18 protein-coding genes and 1 tRNA gene are annotated in these 17,264 nt (G+C 68.0%); 11 read left to right on the top strand and 8 right to left on the bottom strand.

The genetic code is table 11. From position 1 onward, the window contains the following. Positions 1 to 14 precede the first annotated feature (14 nt). Both Q9K23_RS06855 and Q9K23_RS06850 read right to left on the bottom strand, forming a co-directional pair. Positions 15 to 677: a DUF305 domain-containing protein gene (locus Q9K23_RS06855; protein ID WP_020792920.1), complete on the bottom strand. Its 663-nt coding sequence runs from the start codon at positions 675 to 677 to the stop codon at positions 15 to 17. Next, entirely contained in the window at positions 677 to 2,245 is a 1,569-nt protein-coding gene (locus Q9K23_RS06850; protein ID WP_020792918.1) for a hypothetical protein, read from the bottom strand. Before Q9K23_RS06850 ends, Q9K23_RS06855 begins: the two co-directional genes overlap by 1 nt. A gap of 267 nt (positions 2,246 to 2,512) precedes the next feature. On the opposite strand from Q9K23_RS06850, the gene Q9K23_RS06845 reads away from it, so the two are divergent. Continuing rightward, entirely contained in the window at positions 2,513 to 4,150 is a 1,638-nt protein-coding gene (locus tag Q9K23_RS06845; protein ID WP_053776908.1) for a GMC oxidoreductase, read from the top strand. A gap of 87 nt (positions 4,151 to 4,237) precedes the next feature. On the opposite strand, the gene Q9K23_RS06840 is transcribed toward Q9K23_RS06845, so the two are convergent. Further along, the gene (locus Q9K23_RS06840; protein ID WP_053776907.1) at positions 4,238 to 4,792 is read right to left on the bottom strand and encodes a TetR/AcrR family transcriptional regulator; all 555 of its coding nucleotides are present in this window, start codon (positions 4,790 to 4,792) and stop codon (positions 4,238 to 4,240) included. A gap of 147 nt (positions 4,793 to 4,939) precedes the next feature. Here Q9K23_RS06840 and Q9K23_RS06835 point away from each other — a divergent pair, with 147 nt between their 5' ends. The 3 genes from Q9K23_RS06835 to Q9K23_RS06825 all read left to right on the top strand — a co-directional run bounded on the left by Q9K23_RS06835 (position 4,940) and on the right by Q9K23_RS06825 (position 7,855). Then, complete coding sequence (locus Q9K23_RS06835; protein ID WP_053776906.1) at positions 4,940 to 5,374, top strand: SRPBCC family protein; 435 nt, start codon at positions 4,940 to 4,942, stop codon at positions 5,372 to 5,374. Between the two features lie 18 nt (positions 5,375 to 5,392). Further along, positions 5,393 to 6,244, top strand: a complete 852-nt coding sequence (locus Q9K23_RS06830) for an SDR family NAD(P)-dependent oxidoreductase (RefSeq protein ID WP_053776905.1) — start codon at positions 5,393 to 5,395, stop codon at positions 6,242 to 6,244. 192 nt (positions 6,245 to 6,436) lie between these two features. Further along, positions 6,437 to 7,855 (top strand): NAD(P)/FAD-dependent oxidoreductase, encoded by a 1,419-nt coding sequence (locus tag Q9K23_RS06825; RefSeq protein ID WP_053776932.1) that lies wholly within the window; start codon positions 6,437 to 6,439, stop codon positions 7,853 to 7,855. Between the two features lie 281 nt (positions 7,856 to 8,136). Here the strand turns inward: Q9K23_RS06825 and Q9K23_RS06820 are convergent, their stop codons facing one another. Then, the gene (locus Q9K23_RS06820; protein ID WP_305950438.1) at positions 8,137 to 8,307 is read right to left on the bottom strand and encodes a hypothetical protein; all 171 of its coding nucleotides are present in this window, start codon (positions 8,305 to 8,307) and stop codon (positions 8,137 to 8,139) included. 698 nt (positions 8,308 to 9,005) lie between these two features. Beyond that, positions 9,006 to 10,214 carry a pyridoxal phosphate-dependent aminotransferase gene (locus Q9K23_RS06815; protein ID WP_053776931.1) on the bottom strand — a complete coding sequence of 403 codons (1,209 nt, stop codon included), beginning with the start codon at positions 10,212 to 10,214 and terminating at the stop codon, positions 9,006 to 9,008. 93 nt (positions 10,215 to 10,307) lie between these two features. On the opposite strand from Q9K23_RS06815, the gene Q9K23_RS06810 reads away from it, so the two are divergent. Beyond that, positions 10,308 to 10,871 carry a helix-turn-helix domain-containing protein gene (locus Q9K23_RS06810; RefSeq protein WP_053776904.1) on the top strand — a complete coding sequence of 188 codons (564 nt, stop codon included), beginning with the start codon at positions 10,308 to 10,310 and terminating at the stop codon, positions 10,869 to 10,871. A 127-nt stretch (positions 10,872 to 10,998) separates the two neighbouring features. After that, positions 10,999 to 11,733, top strand: a complete 735-nt coding sequence (locus tag Q9K23_RS06805) for a TetR/AcrR family transcriptional regulator (protein ID WP_082365816.1) — start codon at positions 10,999 to 11,001, stop codon at positions 11,731 to 11,733. Between the two features lie 65 nt (positions 11,734 to 11,798). Here the strand turns inward: Q9K23_RS06805 and Q9K23_RS06800 are convergent, their stop codons facing one another. Next, entirely contained in the window at positions 11,799 to 12,113 is a 315-nt protein-coding gene (locus Q9K23_RS06800) for a hypothetical protein (protein ID WP_020793422.1), read from the bottom strand. 268 nt (positions 12,114 to 12,381) lie between these two features. Between Q9K23_RS06800 and Q9K23_RS06795 the strand changes: the two genes are divergently transcribed. Then, on the top strand, positions 12,382 to 12,936 hold the full coding sequence (locus tag Q9K23_RS06795; RefSeq protein WP_053776930.1) for a TetR/AcrR family transcriptional regulator: 555 nt from the start codon (positions 12,382 to 12,384) through the stop codon (positions 12,934 to 12,936). A 32-nt stretch (positions 12,937 to 12,968) separates the two neighbouring features. Here the strand turns inward: Q9K23_RS06795 and Q9K23_RS06790 are convergent, their stop codons facing one another. Continuing rightward, positions 12,969 to 14,009, bottom strand: coding sequence for a hypothetical protein (locus Q9K23_RS06790; protein ID WP_261977826.1), 1,041 nt, complete (start codon positions 14,007 to 14,009; stop codon positions 12,969 to 12,971). Between the two features lie 118 nt (positions 14,010 to 14,127). Between Q9K23_RS06790 and Q9K23_RS06785 the strand changes: the two genes are divergently transcribed. From Q9K23_RS06785 to cobF, 4 genes are all read left to right on the top strand, one after another. Next, positions 14,128 to 14,703, top strand: a complete 576-nt coding sequence (locus Q9K23_RS06785) for a TetR/AcrR family transcriptional regulator (protein WP_020789977.1) — start codon at positions 14,128 to 14,130, stop codon at positions 14,701 to 14,703. Positions 14,704 to 14,800: 97 nt separating this feature from the next. After that, positions 14,801 to 14,876: transfer RNA gene (locus Q9K23_RS06780), tRNA-Arg, on the top strand. 32 nt (positions 14,877 to 14,908) lie between these two features. Then, the gene (locus tag Q9K23_RS06775; RefSeq protein WP_020789975.1) at positions 14,909 to 15,727 is read left to right on the top strand and encodes an SDR family oxidoreductase; all 819 of its coding nucleotides are present in this window, start codon (positions 14,909 to 14,911) and stop codon (positions 15,725 to 15,727) included. A gap of 3 nt (positions 15,728 to 15,730) precedes the next feature. Next, complete coding sequence (gene cobF / locus Q9K23_RS06770; protein ID WP_020789979.1) at positions 15,731 to 16,492, top strand: precorrin-6A synthase (deacetylating); 762 nt, start codon at positions 15,731 to 15,733, stop codon at positions 16,490 to 16,492. 13 nt (positions 16,493 to 16,505) lie between these two features. Here cobF and Q9K23_RS06765 read toward each other — a convergent pair whose 3' ends face one another. Continuing rightward, entirely contained in the window at positions 16,506 to 17,249 is a 744-nt protein-coding gene (locus Q9K23_RS06765) for a 3'(2'),5'-bisphosphate nucleotidase CysQ (RefSeq protein ID WP_053776902.1), read from the bottom strand. Positions 17,250 to 17,264: the final 15 nt, after the last annotated feature.

Below are 17,264 nucleotides of genomic sequence, written 5' to 3'. Positions count from 1 at the left end.
GCCGCCGGTGCCGATCAGCCCGGGGTCGGCGCCTGTGCGTCGCGTTCGGCGAGCATCGAACCCATCAGACCGACCTCTTTGGTCTGGCCGTTGACGGTGTCGAGCACCGACTCGCGCACCGCCGCCGTCGTCACCAGGGGCAAGGCGGTCTGTGCCATCGCGATCCCGCCCTGATGATGGCGATACATCAACTCCAGGAACAGATTCTCGGCGGCAGTGCCCGACAACGATCCGAGCTGGGTGAGCTGTTCGGTGGTCGCCATACCCGGCATGTCATGCCCACCACCGTGATGGTCCCCCGGGTGGTGGTCCGACATGCCCGACATCTGATCGGTACCGGGCATCCAGGCCATCGGCTCCGGATTCTCCACCGGTTGCCCGGCCATCCGGAGGCGACCGATCATCGTGCCGAGTTCGTACTGCTGCGATTCGGAGATCTGCCGCGCCAGCAGCCGGACGCCCGGATCGATCCCCTCACGATCGATCGACTTCGCCATCACCACCGCCTGCTGGTGATGGGCGACCATGTCCTGCATGTACGCGATCTCCACGGCCGACGGCGACGGGGACGACTCCGCCGCAACGGTTCCCACCGTCGCACGGAGCAGCCAGCCGGTCGCCATCGCCACTGCGATCACCACGGCGGCACCGGCGCCGACGACGACGCGGCGTCGCATCACGAACCCACCGTCGACTGCTGGTCCGGCGGCGGTGTGTACGCCGACGCCGACAACTCGAGGACCTGGAAACCGTTGTCGGCGCAGGTGGCCCAGAGCTGACGGCCGCGCCACTCGGGCGGGGAGGCGCACCAGTCGGTACTCAGGTCGCCCATCACCCGGCCGGTGCGGGAGCTGCGGGCCTGTCCGGGATCGAACTGTCCCGAGGCCAGCGACTGCAGTACCGCCGGGACGCTGAGCAGCGGCACGCCGGCCACCGACAACAGCGCATGCGGGGAGTTGCTCAGGCTGCCCTCCTGCCCGGTACGCGCGGGCGGGTTGTAGTAGGCGATCTCGCGGACGTCGAACGGGTCGCGGACGTCGAAGACCCGGATGCCCGACGAGAACCATCCGCAGGCGAGGGCCGTCGGGTTCGCGGGCCGGTCGGCGGCGCAGTAGTGCGACTCGTAGGCGAACAAGCCACCACCCGCCGACGAGGCGGTGGCCGAGTCCACGTTCTGCCGCAGGTTGATCGCCAGCTTGAGTTTGTTGACGATCCGCGGGCGGGTCGGCGTCGACACGTCGATGAGCTTCACGCCGCCGGAACCGCCCTCGTCGACGGTGAACAGATACTGCTTGCCGCCGTAGGTCACCGGCACGCTGTGCTGGGTGGCCCACCCGTCGGTCCAGGTGAGCTCGGCCAGGCGCCGCACCTGCGGATTACGGTCGCGGCGCTGCACCGCCGACACATCCCACACCGTGATCCCGCCGAAATTGCTTGCCAGATAGAGCCGATTGCCGTCGGCGCTCACACCGATCCCGTGGGTCGACAGTCCGGTGAGGCCCTGCCAGAGCACGCGCGGCCGGCTGGGCTCGGAGAGATCGACGGCGCTGAGGAATCCCGGACCGAGCCCCGACGCCCAGTAGGTTCGGCCGTCCGGGGAGAACCCGCCCTCGTGCGCCGAGATCGGCAGCGGTGCAGCGGTGCCACCCACCTCGGGATTGAGGAGTTTGGGTGCGGCACAGTCGGATACGTCGTAGACGGCCATCAGTCCCGCGCCGAAGAGTGCGGGCACGCCGGTGCCCACCAGGAGTTCGCTGCGCCGGTTGGCCTTCAGCGACTCCCAGGTGCCGGCGAGCATGGCGGGTGCGGTGAGTGTGGCGCTGTGGCGCGGCCGGGCCGGGTTGGACGCGTCGATCACCTGTACGCCGGCGGCGGGCCCGACGAGACTGTTGGGAAACAGGCTCCCCATGTAGGCGCACGAACCGATGCTGGTGGAGGTGATCCCGCCGCCGTGGCCGGTGTACGCGCCGATCCGTCGCATGTTGCACGAGTACCCGGCGCGCGTGGCCCCGGAATCACGCTGGGCGGCAGGAACATCACCTTGTATCCCGGGTTCGGGATGTGAGGCGCCATCACATTTCGCGGTGCCGACCGCCTGACTGCCGGCCGGATCCGCCGACGCCGGGGAGGTGACGCCGCCGAGCACGATCGCCGCAGTCGTGGCCGCGACCGCGAGAGTGGTCAACGATCGGTGTGGCGCCGACCGGGCACGTCCGAATGGCCGCTGCCGTCGTCGATGAAGCATCACTGTCCCCCTGTGCACGGTGTCCCCTTGGCGCGTTGCCCGCCGGTGTGCTGTGATGTGGCATCTCCGGATGTCGGATGGTGCCCCAAACCACAACGCTGTGAGATCTTGACACATACCCCGACTGCTGTCTAGTTTGAGTGCGAATCACAGACGCCGTGTGCTGCCCGAAGACGTGGGCCGCGGTGTGGCGCCCCGACGGGGTGGGGCGCATCTTCTTGTCGCACAGAACAACTGGGCTCAGCCCGGTGATGATGGGGGTTTGTCATGTCTGCTGTCTCGCGGTCTACCGAAGGGCGGCCTGCCGTCTCGCGATCGGGGTTGTCGCGCAGGGGCTTCCTGGCGGGTGCGGCGACCGCCGGTGCGGCGGGTGTGATCGCGACGACCGCGGGGGTCGGGCCCGGATACGGTGCTCCGGCACGGGTGCGCACCACACGCGAGGATCATCGCGTGGTGGTCATCGGATCCGGTTTCGGTGGCGGTGTCGCCGCCCTGCGCCTCACCCAGGCCGGGGTGCCGGTCGTGTTGCTCGAACGGGGGCGGCGCTGGGCCACCGGACCGAATGCCACCACCTTCCCGAGCGCGACCAACCCGGACAAACGCATCCTCTGGCATCGCTCCACCCCGCAGGTGTTCGGCCGTCCGCTGGCCGTGGACCCCTACGTCGGGCTGTTCGAGTCCATTGCCACGCCCACCATGACCACCATGGTGGCCGCCGGACTCGGTGGCGGATCGCTTGTCTACCAAGGGATGACGCTCAAGCCCATCGAGTCGGTGTTCACCTCGCACTTCCCGTCCGGGATCGACTGGCATGCCATGGACACCGTCTACTATCCGCGCGTGGAGAAGATGCTCGGGGTGGCCACCGCGCCCGACGCGCTGATCCGCACCCCCAACTATCGGGTGGTCCGCGAGTTCGCGGCGCACGTGCGCAAGGCCGGCCTGCCGCTGCAGAAGATCCCGATGCCGATCGACTGGAACTATGCGCTCGCCGAGATCGCCGGCAAGATGAAGCCCGCCTACACCAACGGTGACGGTGCGATCGGAGTCAACAACGGCGGTAAGCACAGCGTCGACGTCACCTATATCGCGGCCGCGGAGAAGACCGGCCGGCTCGACGTCCGCACCCTGCACGAGGTCACCGACATCCGCCGAGAACGTAACGGCAAGTGGACTGTTCACGTCGACCGCACCGACGAGTCCGGTCGGGTGCTGGAGCAGAAGATCCTCACCGCCGGTGCGCTGATCATGGCGGCCGGATCGATGGGCACCACCAAGATGCTGGTGCGGGCGCGGGCGACCGGTGCCATCCCCGACCTGCCCGACACCCTGGGCACGGGGTGGGGAACCAATGCCGACCGCATCTACGTCTGGAACAACCCGGCCGCGCAGTTCGGTGCGGCACAGGGCGGTCCGGTGGTCTACGGCAGCCCCAACTGGTCCGACCCGGCCAATGCGTTCACCATCATCCAGGCATCCATCCCGCCGCTGCCGGTGGACACCCACTCCACGATGATGGTGGCCTACGGCGTCTCCGCTGCCCGCGGACATTTCGTCTACGACTCGGCCCGGGACGAGGCCTCGGTGCAGTGGCCGCACGAGGGGGACAGCCGGATTCAGAATCGGTACATCCATCCGACGGCGGTCAAGATCGCCGGTCCCGGGTCCACCCTGCTCGACACCAACGGCATCGTGCCGTCCACCTGGCATCCCGTCGGTGGCGCCAACATGGGTGTCGCCTGCGACCTCGACGGCCGGGTGAAGGGGCAGCGCGGCCTCTACGTCGTCGACGGCGCACTGATGCCGGGCAATTCGGCGGCGTGCAACCCGTCGATGACCATCGCCGCGATCGCCGAACGGGCACTCGACAACATCGTCGCCCGCGACATCGGTTCGATCATCTGAGGGGTCGCCCATCGGACGGCGTCGGTCATCTGATGCCGGTGATCGCCGGGTGCCGGTCGTGGACGAGGGGTCGCGGCCGGCGCCGGGTCAGCCGACGTCGAGGGCGGTGATCGCCGGGCGCAGCCACATCTCGAGGAACTCGCGCATCTCGTCGTCGGTGCGCGCGGTGTCGTCGACCACCACCAGCGACAGCCCGAGCAACGACACCATGTCGACGATCTGCTCGACGTAGGGCTCGTACTGGGGCTGGCGGGCGGTCATCGGCCGGAGGAACTCGGTGACCACCGCGCGGGTGCGTTCCATCGCCCCGTCGTCGAAGAACGGGTGGAAATCCTGGGCCGACATCAGCGTCGACATCACCGGGTGGTTCATCGACATCGACCGTCCCGCGACGAGGAACTCGATGAGGTAGTCGGTCAGGTCGGTGATGCCGTCGATCCGGGTGTGCACCTCCGACATCAGGGTGGTCGCGAGTTCGGCGAGCGACTGCGAGACGAGGTCTTCGCGGGACCCGAAGATCGAGTACACCGTCTGCCGGGACACCCCCGCCGACTTGGCCACGGCGGCGATGCTGGCGGCGGCGAAACCCTGATGGGCGATCAGGTCGATCGTGGCATCGATGATCTTGGTCCGGGATCGCATACCGGACATTATCGCCTGTGGGGATCGTGACATCGGCGGATGGCAGGGTTCGTGCGGGCGTGGGATCCCGATCACATAGGCTGTGCCCAGTGATGTCACCGCGGCCCCGGCCGCTGCCGTGACATCGGCGAACAGGGGAGGTCAACGATGCCAGGAGTCAGTCATTCGTCCACCGTGGCGGTCCCGCGCGAGCGGGTCTTCGCGTATGTGAACGACTATGAGAACGTGCCGAGATACATGTTCGGCATCTCCACGTTCAACCCGCTCACCGAGATCACCAGCGGTAAGGGGTCCACGTTCGAGGCCGCACTCGAGGTCGGGCCCAAGACCCTGCGGTCGACGGTGGAGACCACGGACTGGGTGGAGAACGAGCTGATCGAACTGACCTCCATCGCCGGATTCGGCGCCGACACCCGATGGCATTTCACCGACACCGCCGACGGCGGCACCGCGGTCGGGGTGGAGTTCCGGTACGAGCTGCCCGGCGGGCTCGCCGGGCGCGCACTCGGTGCGTTGCTCGGGCCGTTCGCCGGCCAGGCGATCCGCCAGACCGAGGTCAACCTGCGCGAGCAGATCCGGTAGGGCGGCGCCGTGAGCTCGATGTTCTCGCTGCCGCGGGTGTCGCCGACCGCAATGGTGTCGGAGTTGCTGCAGCGGCGCAGTCTGCTGCCCAAGTCGGTCGAGGACGCGATCGCCGGACCCGGCCGCGACGTCGACGGGCTCACCGTGCTGGTCACCGGTGCGTCGGCCGGGATCGGGCGTGAGGCCGCACGACAACTGAGTGCTCGCGGCGCCGACGTGATCGCGGTGGCCCGGCGGGAACCGGAACTCGCCGCCCTCGCCGAGGAGACCGGCTGCCGCTACCGCACCGCCGACCTGTCCGACGAGGCCGACGTCGACCGGCTGCTCACCGACCTCACCGACGAGCGCATCGACGTGCTGGTCAACAACGCAGGCCGGTCGATCCGCCGATCGGTGATCGACTCCACCGACCGGCTGCACGACTACCGGCGGACGATGGCGATCAACTACTTCGCCGCGGTGCAGCTGACCCTCGGGCTGCTGCCCGGCATGGTGGAGCGTGGAAACGGGCAGATCGTCAACGTCTGCACCTGGGGGCTGATGGCGCACACGTTCCCGCGTTTCTCGGCCTATGCGGCGTCGAAGAACGCGCTGGCGATCTTCGGGCGCAGCCTTAACGCCGAGCGGCCGCACCCCGGGGTGAGCGCCACCAACATCTACTATCCGCTGGTCCGGACCGAGATGATCACGCCGACCGCCGAATACAGCGATGCCCACGCACTGAGTGCGGAGGAGGCCGGCTCCTGGATCGTCCGGGCGATCACGCATCGGCCCGCGCAGGTGGCACCGGCCGCGGTCCGCACGGTACTGCCGATGCTCGACTACCTCTCGCCGTCGATCACCGACCGAGCTATCAACGGTCTGACCTGAGGACCGATCGACCTGCGGATTCCGGCCCGAAAGGTGCCGTCTGGCCGGAGTTGGCACAGAATTCTCTCGCATCGTCGGCCGCTGTGAGCTAATGTCGGTCTCGCGACTGGCGTAGCCGGAGTCCACCGGCAAGGAGCACCGTTCCCCGACATCGTCCGCCTGGGTGTCGAACCGTAAGTGAAGGAACGTGCCATGTCGCAAGACGCTGCACCAGCCGCGGCTCAGACCCCGGATGCCAACGCCGACAAGCCCCGTCGTCACCATGTGGTGATCATCGGATCGGGCTTCGGTGGTCTGGCCGCCGCCCGACGACTCAACCGCGCCGACGTCGAGATCACGATGATCGCGCGCACCTCGCATCACCTCTTCCAGCCGCTGCTCTATCAGGTGGCGACCGGTCTGATCTCGCAGGGCCAGATCGCACCACAGGTGCGGGTGGTGCTGGCCAAGCAGCAGAACGTGCAGGTGATCCTCGGCGACGTCGACACCATCGACCTCACCTCGCGAACGGTCACCTCGCGCACCATGGGCCGGATCACCGAGGTCACCTACGACAGCCTGATCGTCGCCGCCGGCGCCGGCCAGTCGTACTTCGGCAACGACCATTTCGCCGAGTTCGCCCCCGGCCTCAAGACCATCGACGATGCGCTGGAACTGCGCGGCCGCATCCTCGGTGCGTTCGAGCAGGCCGAGCTGTCGGATGATCCCGAAGAGCGCGAACGGCTGCTGACCTTCGTGGTCATCGGCGCCGGCCCCACCGGCGTGGAGATGGCCGGACAGATCGTGGAACTGGCCGACAAGACCCTGGCCGGGGCGTTCCGCAACATCGATCCGACCGAGTCGCGGGTGATCCTGCTCGATGCGGCATCGGCGGTGCTCCCGCCGTTCGGGCCGAAACTCGGTGCGCGCGCGGAGAAGCGACTGCGTTCGCTCGGCGTGGACGTGCAGCTCGGTGCGATGGTCGTCGACATGGACTACCACGGGTTGATGGTCAAGGACGCCGACGGCTCGGTTCGTCGGATCGAGGCGCAGTGCAAGGTGTGGTCGGCCGGTGTCGCCGCGAGCCCGCTCGGCCGTCAGCTCGCCGAGCAGAGCGGGGTGGAGCTCGATCGCGCCGGCCGCGTGAAGGTGCAGCCCGATCTGTCGATCCCCGGTCACGCCGAGGTGTTCGTCGTCGGCGACATGATGGCCATCGACGGGGTGCCGGGTCTCGCGCCGGCAGCCAACCAGTCGGCCCGCTACGCCGCCGACACCGTCCTCGCCCGGATCAAGGGCAACTACAGCAAGCGCCCGCCGTTCGAGTACTGGGACAAGGGGTCGATGGCCACCGTCGCACGTTTCGCCGCGGTCGCGAAGATCCCGGTGCCCGGCACCGACAAGCACATCGAGTTCGCCGGTTTCTTCGCCTGGGTGGGCTGGTTGTTCCTGCACCTGCTCTACCTGGTGGGCTTCCGCAACCGGTTCACCACGTTCATCGACTGGACCTTCGCATTCACCTCGCGGGCCCGCAACCAGATGGCCGTCACCGAACAGCAGGTGTTCGCGCGCAACGTGATCGAGAAACTCTCGGAGGTCCGCGACGACGAGGACGACGAGTTGGGCGCAGCCTGAGACGATGTGACGCCGCCTTTGCGGCTCGGTCCCGGCTCAATCATCCACTGAGCGTTGGTGGTTGAGCCGGTGAGGAGCGTAGCGACGAGGCGTGTCGAAACCTCCGGCGGCCGAGTTGTCAAGGTGGCCACGTCGGAGGTGGTTGCCTCTCGACGTTGGCTGCGGAGGTTTGTGCTCAATCATTCACTGAGCGTTGGTGGTTGAGCCGGTGAGGAGCGTAGCGACGAGGCGTGTCGAAACCTCCGGCGGCCGGGTTGTCAAGGTGGTCACGTCGGAGGTGGTCACGTCTCGACGTTGGCTGCGGAGATTTCGACTCGGGTCCTCGCGATGCTCGGTCCCGGCTCAATCATCAACTGAGCGTTGGTGGTTGAGCCGATGAGGAGCGTAGCGACGAGGCGTGTCGAAACCTCCGGCGGCCGGGTTGTCAAGGTGGTCACGTCGGAGGTGGTCACGTCTCGACGTTGGCTGCGGAGATTTCGACTCGGGTCCTCGCGATGCTCGGTCCCGGCTCAATCATCGATGGGGGTCTCGGCTCAATCATCAACTGGGCGTTGGTGGTTGAGCCGGTGAGGAGCGTAGCGACGAGGCGTGTCGAAACCTCCGGCGGCCGGGTTGTCAAGGTGGTCACGTCGGAGGTGGTTGCCTCTCGGCGTTGGCTGCGGAGATTTCGACTCGGGTCCTCGCGATGCTCGGTCCCGGCTCAATCATCGATGGGGGTCTCGGCTCAATCATCCACTGGGCGTTGGTGGTTGAGCCGGTGAGGAGCGTAGCGACGAGGCGTGTCGAAACCTCCGGCGGCCGAGTTGCCAAGGTGGTCACGTCGGAGGTGGTTGCCTCTCGGCGTTGGCTGCGGAGATTTGGGCTCAATCGGCAACTGGGCGTTGGTGGTTGAGCCGGTGAGGAGCGTAGCGACGAGGCGTGTCGAAACCTCCGCCGGCCGAGTTGTCAAGGTGGTCACGACGGAGGTGGTCACCTCGCGACGCGAGCTGCGGAGATTTCGACTCGGGTCCTCGCCTTTCCGGCTCGGTCCCGGCTCAATCATCGATGGGGGTCCCGGCTCAATCAGCAACGGGTTCCCGGCTCAATCATCAACGTGGAGTGGGTGGTTGAGCCGATGAGGAGCGCAGCGACGACGCGTACCGAAACGCGGTCATTGCTTGTAGTTCGCCAGGAACTTGCCGATTCGGCCGATGATCGCCTCGAGGTCGTCGGCGTGAGGCAGGGTGACGATCCGGAAGTGGTCGGGGTGGGGCCAGTTGAAACCGGTGCCCTGCACGATGTGCAGCTTCTCCTGCAGCAGCAGGTCGAGGACGAAACGCTCGTCGTCGTGGATCTGGTAGTACTCCCGGTCGATGCGCGGGAAGGCGTACAGCGCGCCCTTCGGCTTGACGCAGGAGATGCCGGGGATGTCGTTGAGGGACTCCCACGCGCGGGTGCTCTGCTCGTAGAGCCGACCACCCGGGGCGGTGAGCTCGAAGATGCTCTGCCGGCCGCCGAGGGCCACCGGGATCGCATGCTGCGCCGGGACATTCGCACACAACCGGAGGCCCGCGAGCATGGTCAGACCCTCGAGGTAGCTTTCCGCATCGGCCATCGGACCCGACAGTGCCATCCAGCCCGAACGTAGACCGGCGCACCGGTACACCTTGGACAGGCCGCCGAAGGTCACGCACAGCACATCCGGTGCCAGTGACGCGGTGCTGACATGGGTGGCACCGTCGTACAGGATCTTGTCGTAGATCTCGTCGGAGAACACGATCAGGTCATGACGGCGGGCGAGGTCGAGGATCTGCTCGAGCACTTCGGTGGGGTAGACCGCGCCGGTGGGATTGTTCGGGTTGATCAGCACGATGGCCCGGGTGCGGTCGGTGATCTTGGCGGCCATGTCGGCGAGGTCGGGGTACCAGTCGGACTGCTCGTCGCACAGATAGTGCACCGGGGTGCCGCCGTTGAGGGCGGTGGCCGCGGTCCAGAGCGGGAAATCCGGTGCGGGGATGAGGACTTCGTCGCCGTTCTCGAGCAGCGCGGTCATCGCCATCATGACCAGTTCGGAGACGCCGTTGCCGAGGAAGACGTGCTCGACGTCCACGTCGAAGCCGCGGGTCTGGTAGTACTGCGCCACCGCGCGGCGCGATTGCAGCAACCCCTTGGACGTGGAGTAGCCGGTGGTTGTCGGCAAGGTGCGGACCATGTCGGAGAGGATCTCCTGTGGCGCATCGAGACCGAACTCGAGCGGATTGCCGGTGTTGAGCTTCATCACATGATGCCCCTCGGCCTCCAGTCGAGCCGCGGTTTCGGCCACCGGGCCCCGGATCTCATAGGAGACCCCCGAGAGCTTGCTCGACTGCTTGAGCTGCATGAACGTTCCTTCCTGGAATGGCGACGCGCTCATTCTACTTGGTCGACCCAAGTGGTTGCTTGGAATATCCAAGTAAGCGCTACGATGGACAGCATGCCACGCCGGAGCTATCAGCACTACTGCACCATCGGACGGTCCCTCGACGTCGTCGGGGACCGCTGGAATCTGCTGATCGTGCGCGAATTATGCGGTGGCCCACGCCGATACAGTGACCTGTTCGCCGATCTCCCCGGCATCAGCACCGATGTGCTCGCCGCGCGGCTCCGCGATCTCGAGGCCGACGGCGTGCTGATGCGACGTCGGATGGCGCCGCGTGCGAGTGCCGCAGTGTACGAACTCACCGAGGACGGCCAGCGGTTGCGGCCCGTCCTCGCCGCATTGTCGGACTGGGGCACCGATCGCCTCGGCGACCGCGGCAGCAAGGATGCCGTCCGCGCCCACTGGCTGGCCCTGCCCCTGGCACGGGCGATCGCCGGCCGGCGGCCCGACGCGACGGTCAACGTGCACCTCGGTGGTGAACCGCCCTTCCACATCCTGTGCGCCGGTGGACAGGTGGAGTACCGCGACGGCGAGGTCGCCGATGCCGACGCGGAACTGCACCTCGATGTCGACACCGCGGTGGAGATCGCACTCGGGAAGGCCGACGCCGAGATCTGACCGGCTCGGGAGTGGCGTGACCAGGGCAGCGCAGCTGATGGGGCAGGAGGTGGTGCGCCCTGAGGGTGCACTGCGCGACGCTAGTATGACCGCATGTACGGTCCGGGTGCAGTGGAGCGATAGCGGAATGGCTGGTCGACCCGGACGTAAGGAAGAACTGCTCGCCACCTTCACCACGCATGTCGCCCGACGAGGGTACGACCAGACCAATCTCGGTGACATCGCCGCGGAGTTGGGTATGTCGAAGGGCACCATCGTTCACCACTTCGGGACCAAGGCGCAGATGCTCCGCGACCTCGAGAAGAAGTATGTGACGCGTCGACGTGCCGAGTTGGACGTGATCTGGCGGCGCCTGGATGCGCCCGCCGATCGCGTGGCCGCCGTCATCTACGCGAGTGTGCGGTATCACGTGATCGATCGCGCGGCCACCGTCGCCACGCAACGCGAGGTCATCCAGCTCGACGATGATCCCGAGATGCAGGCGATTCGTCAGGTGCGCACGGATATCGAGCGGTTGGTGCGCGATGAGATCGCTCGCGGGATCACCGCGGGAATCTTCCGTCGGGTCGATGCCGATGTCGCGACGATGCAGATCTTCGGTGCCACGCAATGGATGTGGACCTGGTTCGATCCGGCGGGGTGGCAGTCGGCGGAATCCGTCGGTGCTGCGATGGTCGACGTGACGCTCGGTGGGCTGCTGGCCGACCGGTGTGGCCTGGCCGAGCTGGCCGATCCGGCGGGCCGGGTCGGCCGAGTCGTTCGGGAGTGTCTCGCCGCGGCCGGCCCGGATTCGCCTGCCGCGCACACGCGTGACGCCGTGCGTCGCGGTGGCGAGGGGCCGGGTGCTCCGACGCCGGTGTGAGCGGCGCGGTCACAGATGTTCGGTGATCCGTTCGGCAACAACGGATCACGCCATGCAGGTGCCGATCACCTGAGGATTGCGCGCGCGGCGCGCTCACGTTCGGCGACGGCGTGGGCGTGCGCCTCCTCCTCGGAGGTGGTCACGGCGAGCAGTGCTGTGCCGGGTCCGGTCGACGGTGAGCGCTTGACCTGGATTCGGAAGCTGATCGCGGCGGCCACGAATGCGACGCCCGCCCCGACGGCGAGGCCGATGATGGCGCCGGTCGCCGCGCCCGATGCGGATTGGAAGAGGAACAGCCCGAGCAGCAAGAAGCCGACGAGGGCCAGTACGTAGGCGATCAGTGCGGGCGGGACGGGGGTGGACTTGTGTTGGGTGGTCATGACAACTCCTCGTGTGGTCGGTGTGGGTTGCGCGGGGGTGCGCTCGGCGATGGCGCGCAGGGTCTGTGCGGGATGGGCTCGCGTGACTCGCGGGGGCCATAGTGTCGCTACATGCTCTGTATCGATACATTTATTGTAGCGCTATTTGGGGCCGATTGCACTGCGGTAACCTGCATGAACTGCATAGGTCAGCAGGACAAGGGGTTTCGACGGCAAGGGGTTTCGAGAAATGGTCGACCGGCAGTCAGGCGGTACCGTCCGGCCCGAGGTGCGGGGCACTGCCGATGCCAAGATCGCTGCCGCGACCCTGGAACTGTTGCGGACGAAGGGGCCGGCCGCGGTCACCATCGACGGTGTGGCCGGGCGCTCCGGGGTGGCCCGGACCACGATCTATCGCCGTTTCTCCGGCCGCGACGAGATGCTCGCCGCGGCGCTGCTGGCCGTCGGCGTCCCCGATCCGGAGGGGGTCGGCGAGTCCGACGTCGAACGTCTGCGATGGGTGATCGAGAACGCCGGTGGACTGATCTTCGACGGGATCGGGCTCGGCGGTATCGCCGCGCTGGTGACCGGGGTGGATCCGCAGTTCACCGAGGTCTTCCGGCGCATCCTGGGCGTGCACCTGGCGGCATTGACCGAGTTGCTGGCGCGTGACCACGAGCGGACCGCCGACGGGCGCTTCGTCGAGATGCTCGTCGACGCGGTGGTCGGTGCGCTGGTGGCCGAGCACGCCCGCACCGGTGAGATCGCCGACGGCTGGACCGATCGCCTGCTCGACTTCTTCACCCCGGTGTTCCAGGCGCACATGACCGGCGGGAGCCGATAGCTCGCCGCCGGTCATGGCATTCGCAGATGAGGTTATGCGGGAACGGATTTCGTCGTGGCTTCCCGTCGCGTGGCGATCCAGAACAGCAGGCTTCCGCCGATCAGCCAGCCGGCGAGTACCAGCAACGGCCGGGTGATGCCCGCGCCGTCGAAGAAGGCGAGGTCGCGCAGCAGGGTGCCGGTGGCGCCGGGTGGCAGCATCTGACCGATCGTGCCCCACGGCGTGGGCAGCATCTCCGGGGCGCTGGTCAGCCCAGACAACGGATTGCCCAGCAGGATCAGCAGGACCGCGGCGATACCCAGGCCGGCACCACCGAACAGGCTCTTCAGGCCGAGGACGGTCATCGCGGTGGCGGCGATCCCGAGCACGGCGCCCAGGGAGGTCAGCCAGTAGTTCCCGTCCAGGGTGCCCACGACGAACTGCAGGGTGGCGGTCAGGCCCAGGCCACCGACCACGGCGAATGCGCCGACGGCGATCAGGCGATGGCGGGTCGTCCGGATGGTGAAGAGGATCGCGACGGCGCCGATCCATCCGCCCAGGGCCATCGGCAGGGCGCCGGCGGCCAGGCCTGCGCCACGGGGGTCGTCGGCCGGGAAGCTGCGCACGTTCTCCACGGTGGCCGTGGTCCCGTTGGCGGCGGCGACCTGCTCACCCATCTGCTGGACGGCGGTGGCAGCGGAGGCGCTTGCGGCCGTGGCGACCAGGACGTCGACCTCGTGGCCGGGGGTGAGGACCACCGCCCCGTAGATCTTGCGGTCGAGGATGGCCGCGCGTGCCGCGTCGGCGTCGTCGTATCGGCTGAAGTCGAAGCCGTCGGCCTTCGATTCGAGCTGTGCGGCAGCGGGTTCCGGTGCCACGATGCCGACCTGGATGCCGTGTGCGCCGGTGTTGACCGCGGGCAGCGCGAACGCCAGCAGGAGGACGCCCAGCAGGACGGTGAGGCCGACGACGAGTCCGACGACGTGGCGCAGGTCCTGCTCGGAGGTCTCGGTGGTGTCGGCAGTCCGGGCGGCCTCGGGGGTGCGTAGGTCGGGATCGGGGATGTCGGGTGCGGGGACGTCGGTGGTGGACATGTCGCGCTCCTCGGGGTGAGTGACCGGTCACCGTTAGATACGGTGCGTTTCTTATGTGGTCAACGTAGGCTATTCCCGCAGCGTGCACAAGTCCCGAATCGACGAACGGAGGACCACGGTGGCCGGAACCCGACGACGCGGCGCGGAACTCGAGGACGCCATCCATCGTGCGGTCCTCGACCAACTCGACGCCCACGGATACGCCGGCATCACCTTCGAGGGAGTCGCCGCCGCGGCCGGTACGAGCAAACCCGTGCTGTACCGGCGCTGGCCCACCAAGGCCGAACTCGTGTTCGCGGCGCTGCGCACCATGATCCGCCAGATCGTGCTGGCGGTCCCCGACACCGGGACCCTGTCGGGGGATCTGTCGGCGGCGTTGGGTGCCGTCCGCGACCACCTCGACACCTTCGACCGACGGACCCTGCTCGGACTGATCGCCGAGGTCGACGAGCGCACGGCGGATGCGTTGCGGCAGATGCTCTTCGACGTCGGGGCGCGCGTCGTCACACCGATTACGCAACGCGCTGCCGAGCGGGGTGAACTGGCCGACATGTCACTCCCGGACTGGCTGCTGGCCGTCCCGTTCGACCTCGCCCGCCACGACCTGCTGATCACCGGGGCGCTACCCGACGAACGGATCGAGGCGATCGTGACCGCCGTGGCGCTCCCGGCGTGGCAGAACTGGGCCGGATGACGTGCGTTCCGATCGCCCCACGTGGTGCATTGCGGTCTGGGCCCCTGGCTGAAGTAGACTCCCGGTGGCGGTCGGTGACCGGTGGTCAGCGCCATCCGCTCTCGTAGCTCAGGGGATAGAGCACGGCTCTCCTAAAGCCGGTGTCGCAGGTTCGAATCCTGCCGGGAGCACCAAGCCCCGGCGCGTCTGCGCTACGGTGTCCTGCGTGGCCTCCCCGAACGTTCAGACAGTCCTCGTCACCGGCGCGACCAGCGGAATCGGTGCCGAGGTGGCCAGGCAGATGGTGGCACGCGGACACCGCGTGTACGGCACCAGCCGCAACCCCGACACCGTCGCCGACCCCATTCCCGGCGTCACCTATGTCCGTCTCGACAACGCCGACTACGCGAGCGCCGACAGCTGTGCCGCCGAGGTCGGCGACGTCGACATCCTGATCAACAACGCGGGGGAGTCGCAGGCCGGGGCGCTCGAGGACACCCCGATGAGCGCCGTCGAGGACCTGTTCACCGTCAACGTCTTCGGTCCGATCGCCCTCACCAAGGCGGTCCTGCCGGGAATGCGCACACGCCGCCGCGGCACCGTGGTGATGGTGGGGTCGATGCTCTCGAGCTTTCCGGTGGCCTTCCGCTCCAACTATGCGGCCACCAAATCGGCGCTCAAGGCGTATGCGCTGGCCACCCGCCGAGAGGTGGCGCCCTACGGCATCCGGATGATCAGTGTCGAACCCGGGACCATCGCCACCGGCATCGGCGACCGCCGCAGTATCCACATCGCCGACGGCTCGCCGTACGCCGCCGAGTACCAGACCCTGGCGGCAGCCACCCGCCGTAACGAGGACGAGGGGATCGACGCCGCGACGATGGCCTCGGTGATCGTCGACGCCGCACTCGCCGACCATCCGAAACCCTTCTACGCCAAGGGCAACCGTGCCGAGATCGTGTTCCTGTTGCGTCGGCTGCTGCCGCGTCAGGTGATCCTCGACTTCACCGCACGCAAACATGGCCTGCCGCGGGTCTCGATCTGATCCATGCGAATCACTCTGCGCCTCATCGGGATCGGACCCGGCGGACCCCGACAGCTCACCCTCCAGGCGATCGATGCGATGGCCGACGTCGACGCCTTCCTCGCCCTCGACAAGGGGGCGGTCAAGAGCGGACTCCTCGACGCCCGGCGAGAGATCTTGGAACACCATGCTCCGCAGGGGTATTCGGTGATCGAGATCCCCGACCCGCCCCGTGACCGGCACCCCGCCGACTACGACGCCGAGGTGCGCCGCTGGCATGCCGCGCGTGCCGATCTGATCGCCCGGATCCTCACCGAGCAGGTCGGGGACGGCGGTGTCGCCGCCTTCCTGGTGTGGGGCGACCCGGCGCTCTACGACTCCACCCTGCGGATCGCCGACGACCTCGCCGCCCGCGACGATCTCGAGCTCTCCGTCGAGGTGATCCCCGGTGTGACCAGCGCCAGCGCCCTGACCGCGGCGCACCGGATCGTCGCGCACCGCATCGGCGAACCCATCCACATCACCACCGGGCGCCGCCTCGCCGACACCCCGGCCGGCGCCGACGGCAACCAGATCGTCATGCTCGACGCCGATCTCGCCTTCCGTCACACCGCCGATGCCGACGACCACATCTGGTGGGGTGCCTATCTGGGCACGCCCGACGAGATCCTGATCGAGGGTCGGGTCGGCGACGTCACCGACACCATCGTCGCCGCGCGCACGGAGGCCCGCGAACGGATCGGCTGGATCATGGACATCTACCTGCTGCGCAAGACCCGCAGCTGACGCGACACCCCGGTCACCACACGACTTCGGCCAGGACCTCCAGGATCGGCTCGGCCAGTTCGGGGCGGCAGATCACGAAGTCCGGCATGTATGGTTGCGGCTGGTTGTAGACGATCGCCGCCCCGTCCAGGCGGCTGCAATGCAACCCGGCCGCCTGCGCCACCCCCACCGGTGCGGCGTTGTCCCACTCGTACTGTCCGCCGGCGTGGACATAGGCGTCGGCGTCGCCGCGCACCACCGCCATGGCCTTGGCGCCGGCCGACCCGATCGGCGTCATCTGCAACCCGAGACGCTGCGCGACCAGGGTGACCTCATACGAGGTGCCCCAGCGCGAGACCGCGATCCGGCCGGACGGCTGCGCGGGCGGTGCGTCGACGGTGTCGGTGCGAAAGACCTCCCCGGCGGCCGGTAGCGCCACCGCGGCGTCGATGACCTGGCCGTCCTCGGTCAGGGCCACATGCACCGCCCAATGATCGCTGCCGGCGGCGAACTCGCTGGTGCCGTCCAGGGGGTCGATGATCCACACCCGCCGGGCGCTCGCCCGGTCACCGACGTCGCGCGCCTCCTCCGACAACACGGCATCGTGGGGACGGTGCCGGCGCAGCACCGCCCCGATCCAGGCCTGGGCGAGCGCATCGCCTGCGTCGCCGAGCATCCGGCCGCCCAGCAGGTCGCCGGAGCGCACCCCGAGCAGGATCTCTCCGGCTCCCTCGGCGATGCGGGCGGCCAGCTTGGCGTCGGAAAGGGCGGAGATCATCTGTTCACTAGAGCA

The sequence above is a fragment of the Gordonia sp. NB41Y genome, from assembly GCF_030718915.1.
Classification (GTDB): domain Bacteria; phylum Actinomycetota; class Actinomycetes; order Mycobacteriales; family Mycobacteriaceae; genus Gordonia; species Gordonia desulfuricans.
This window is presented reverse-complemented; position numbering and strand designations above follow the sequence as displayed.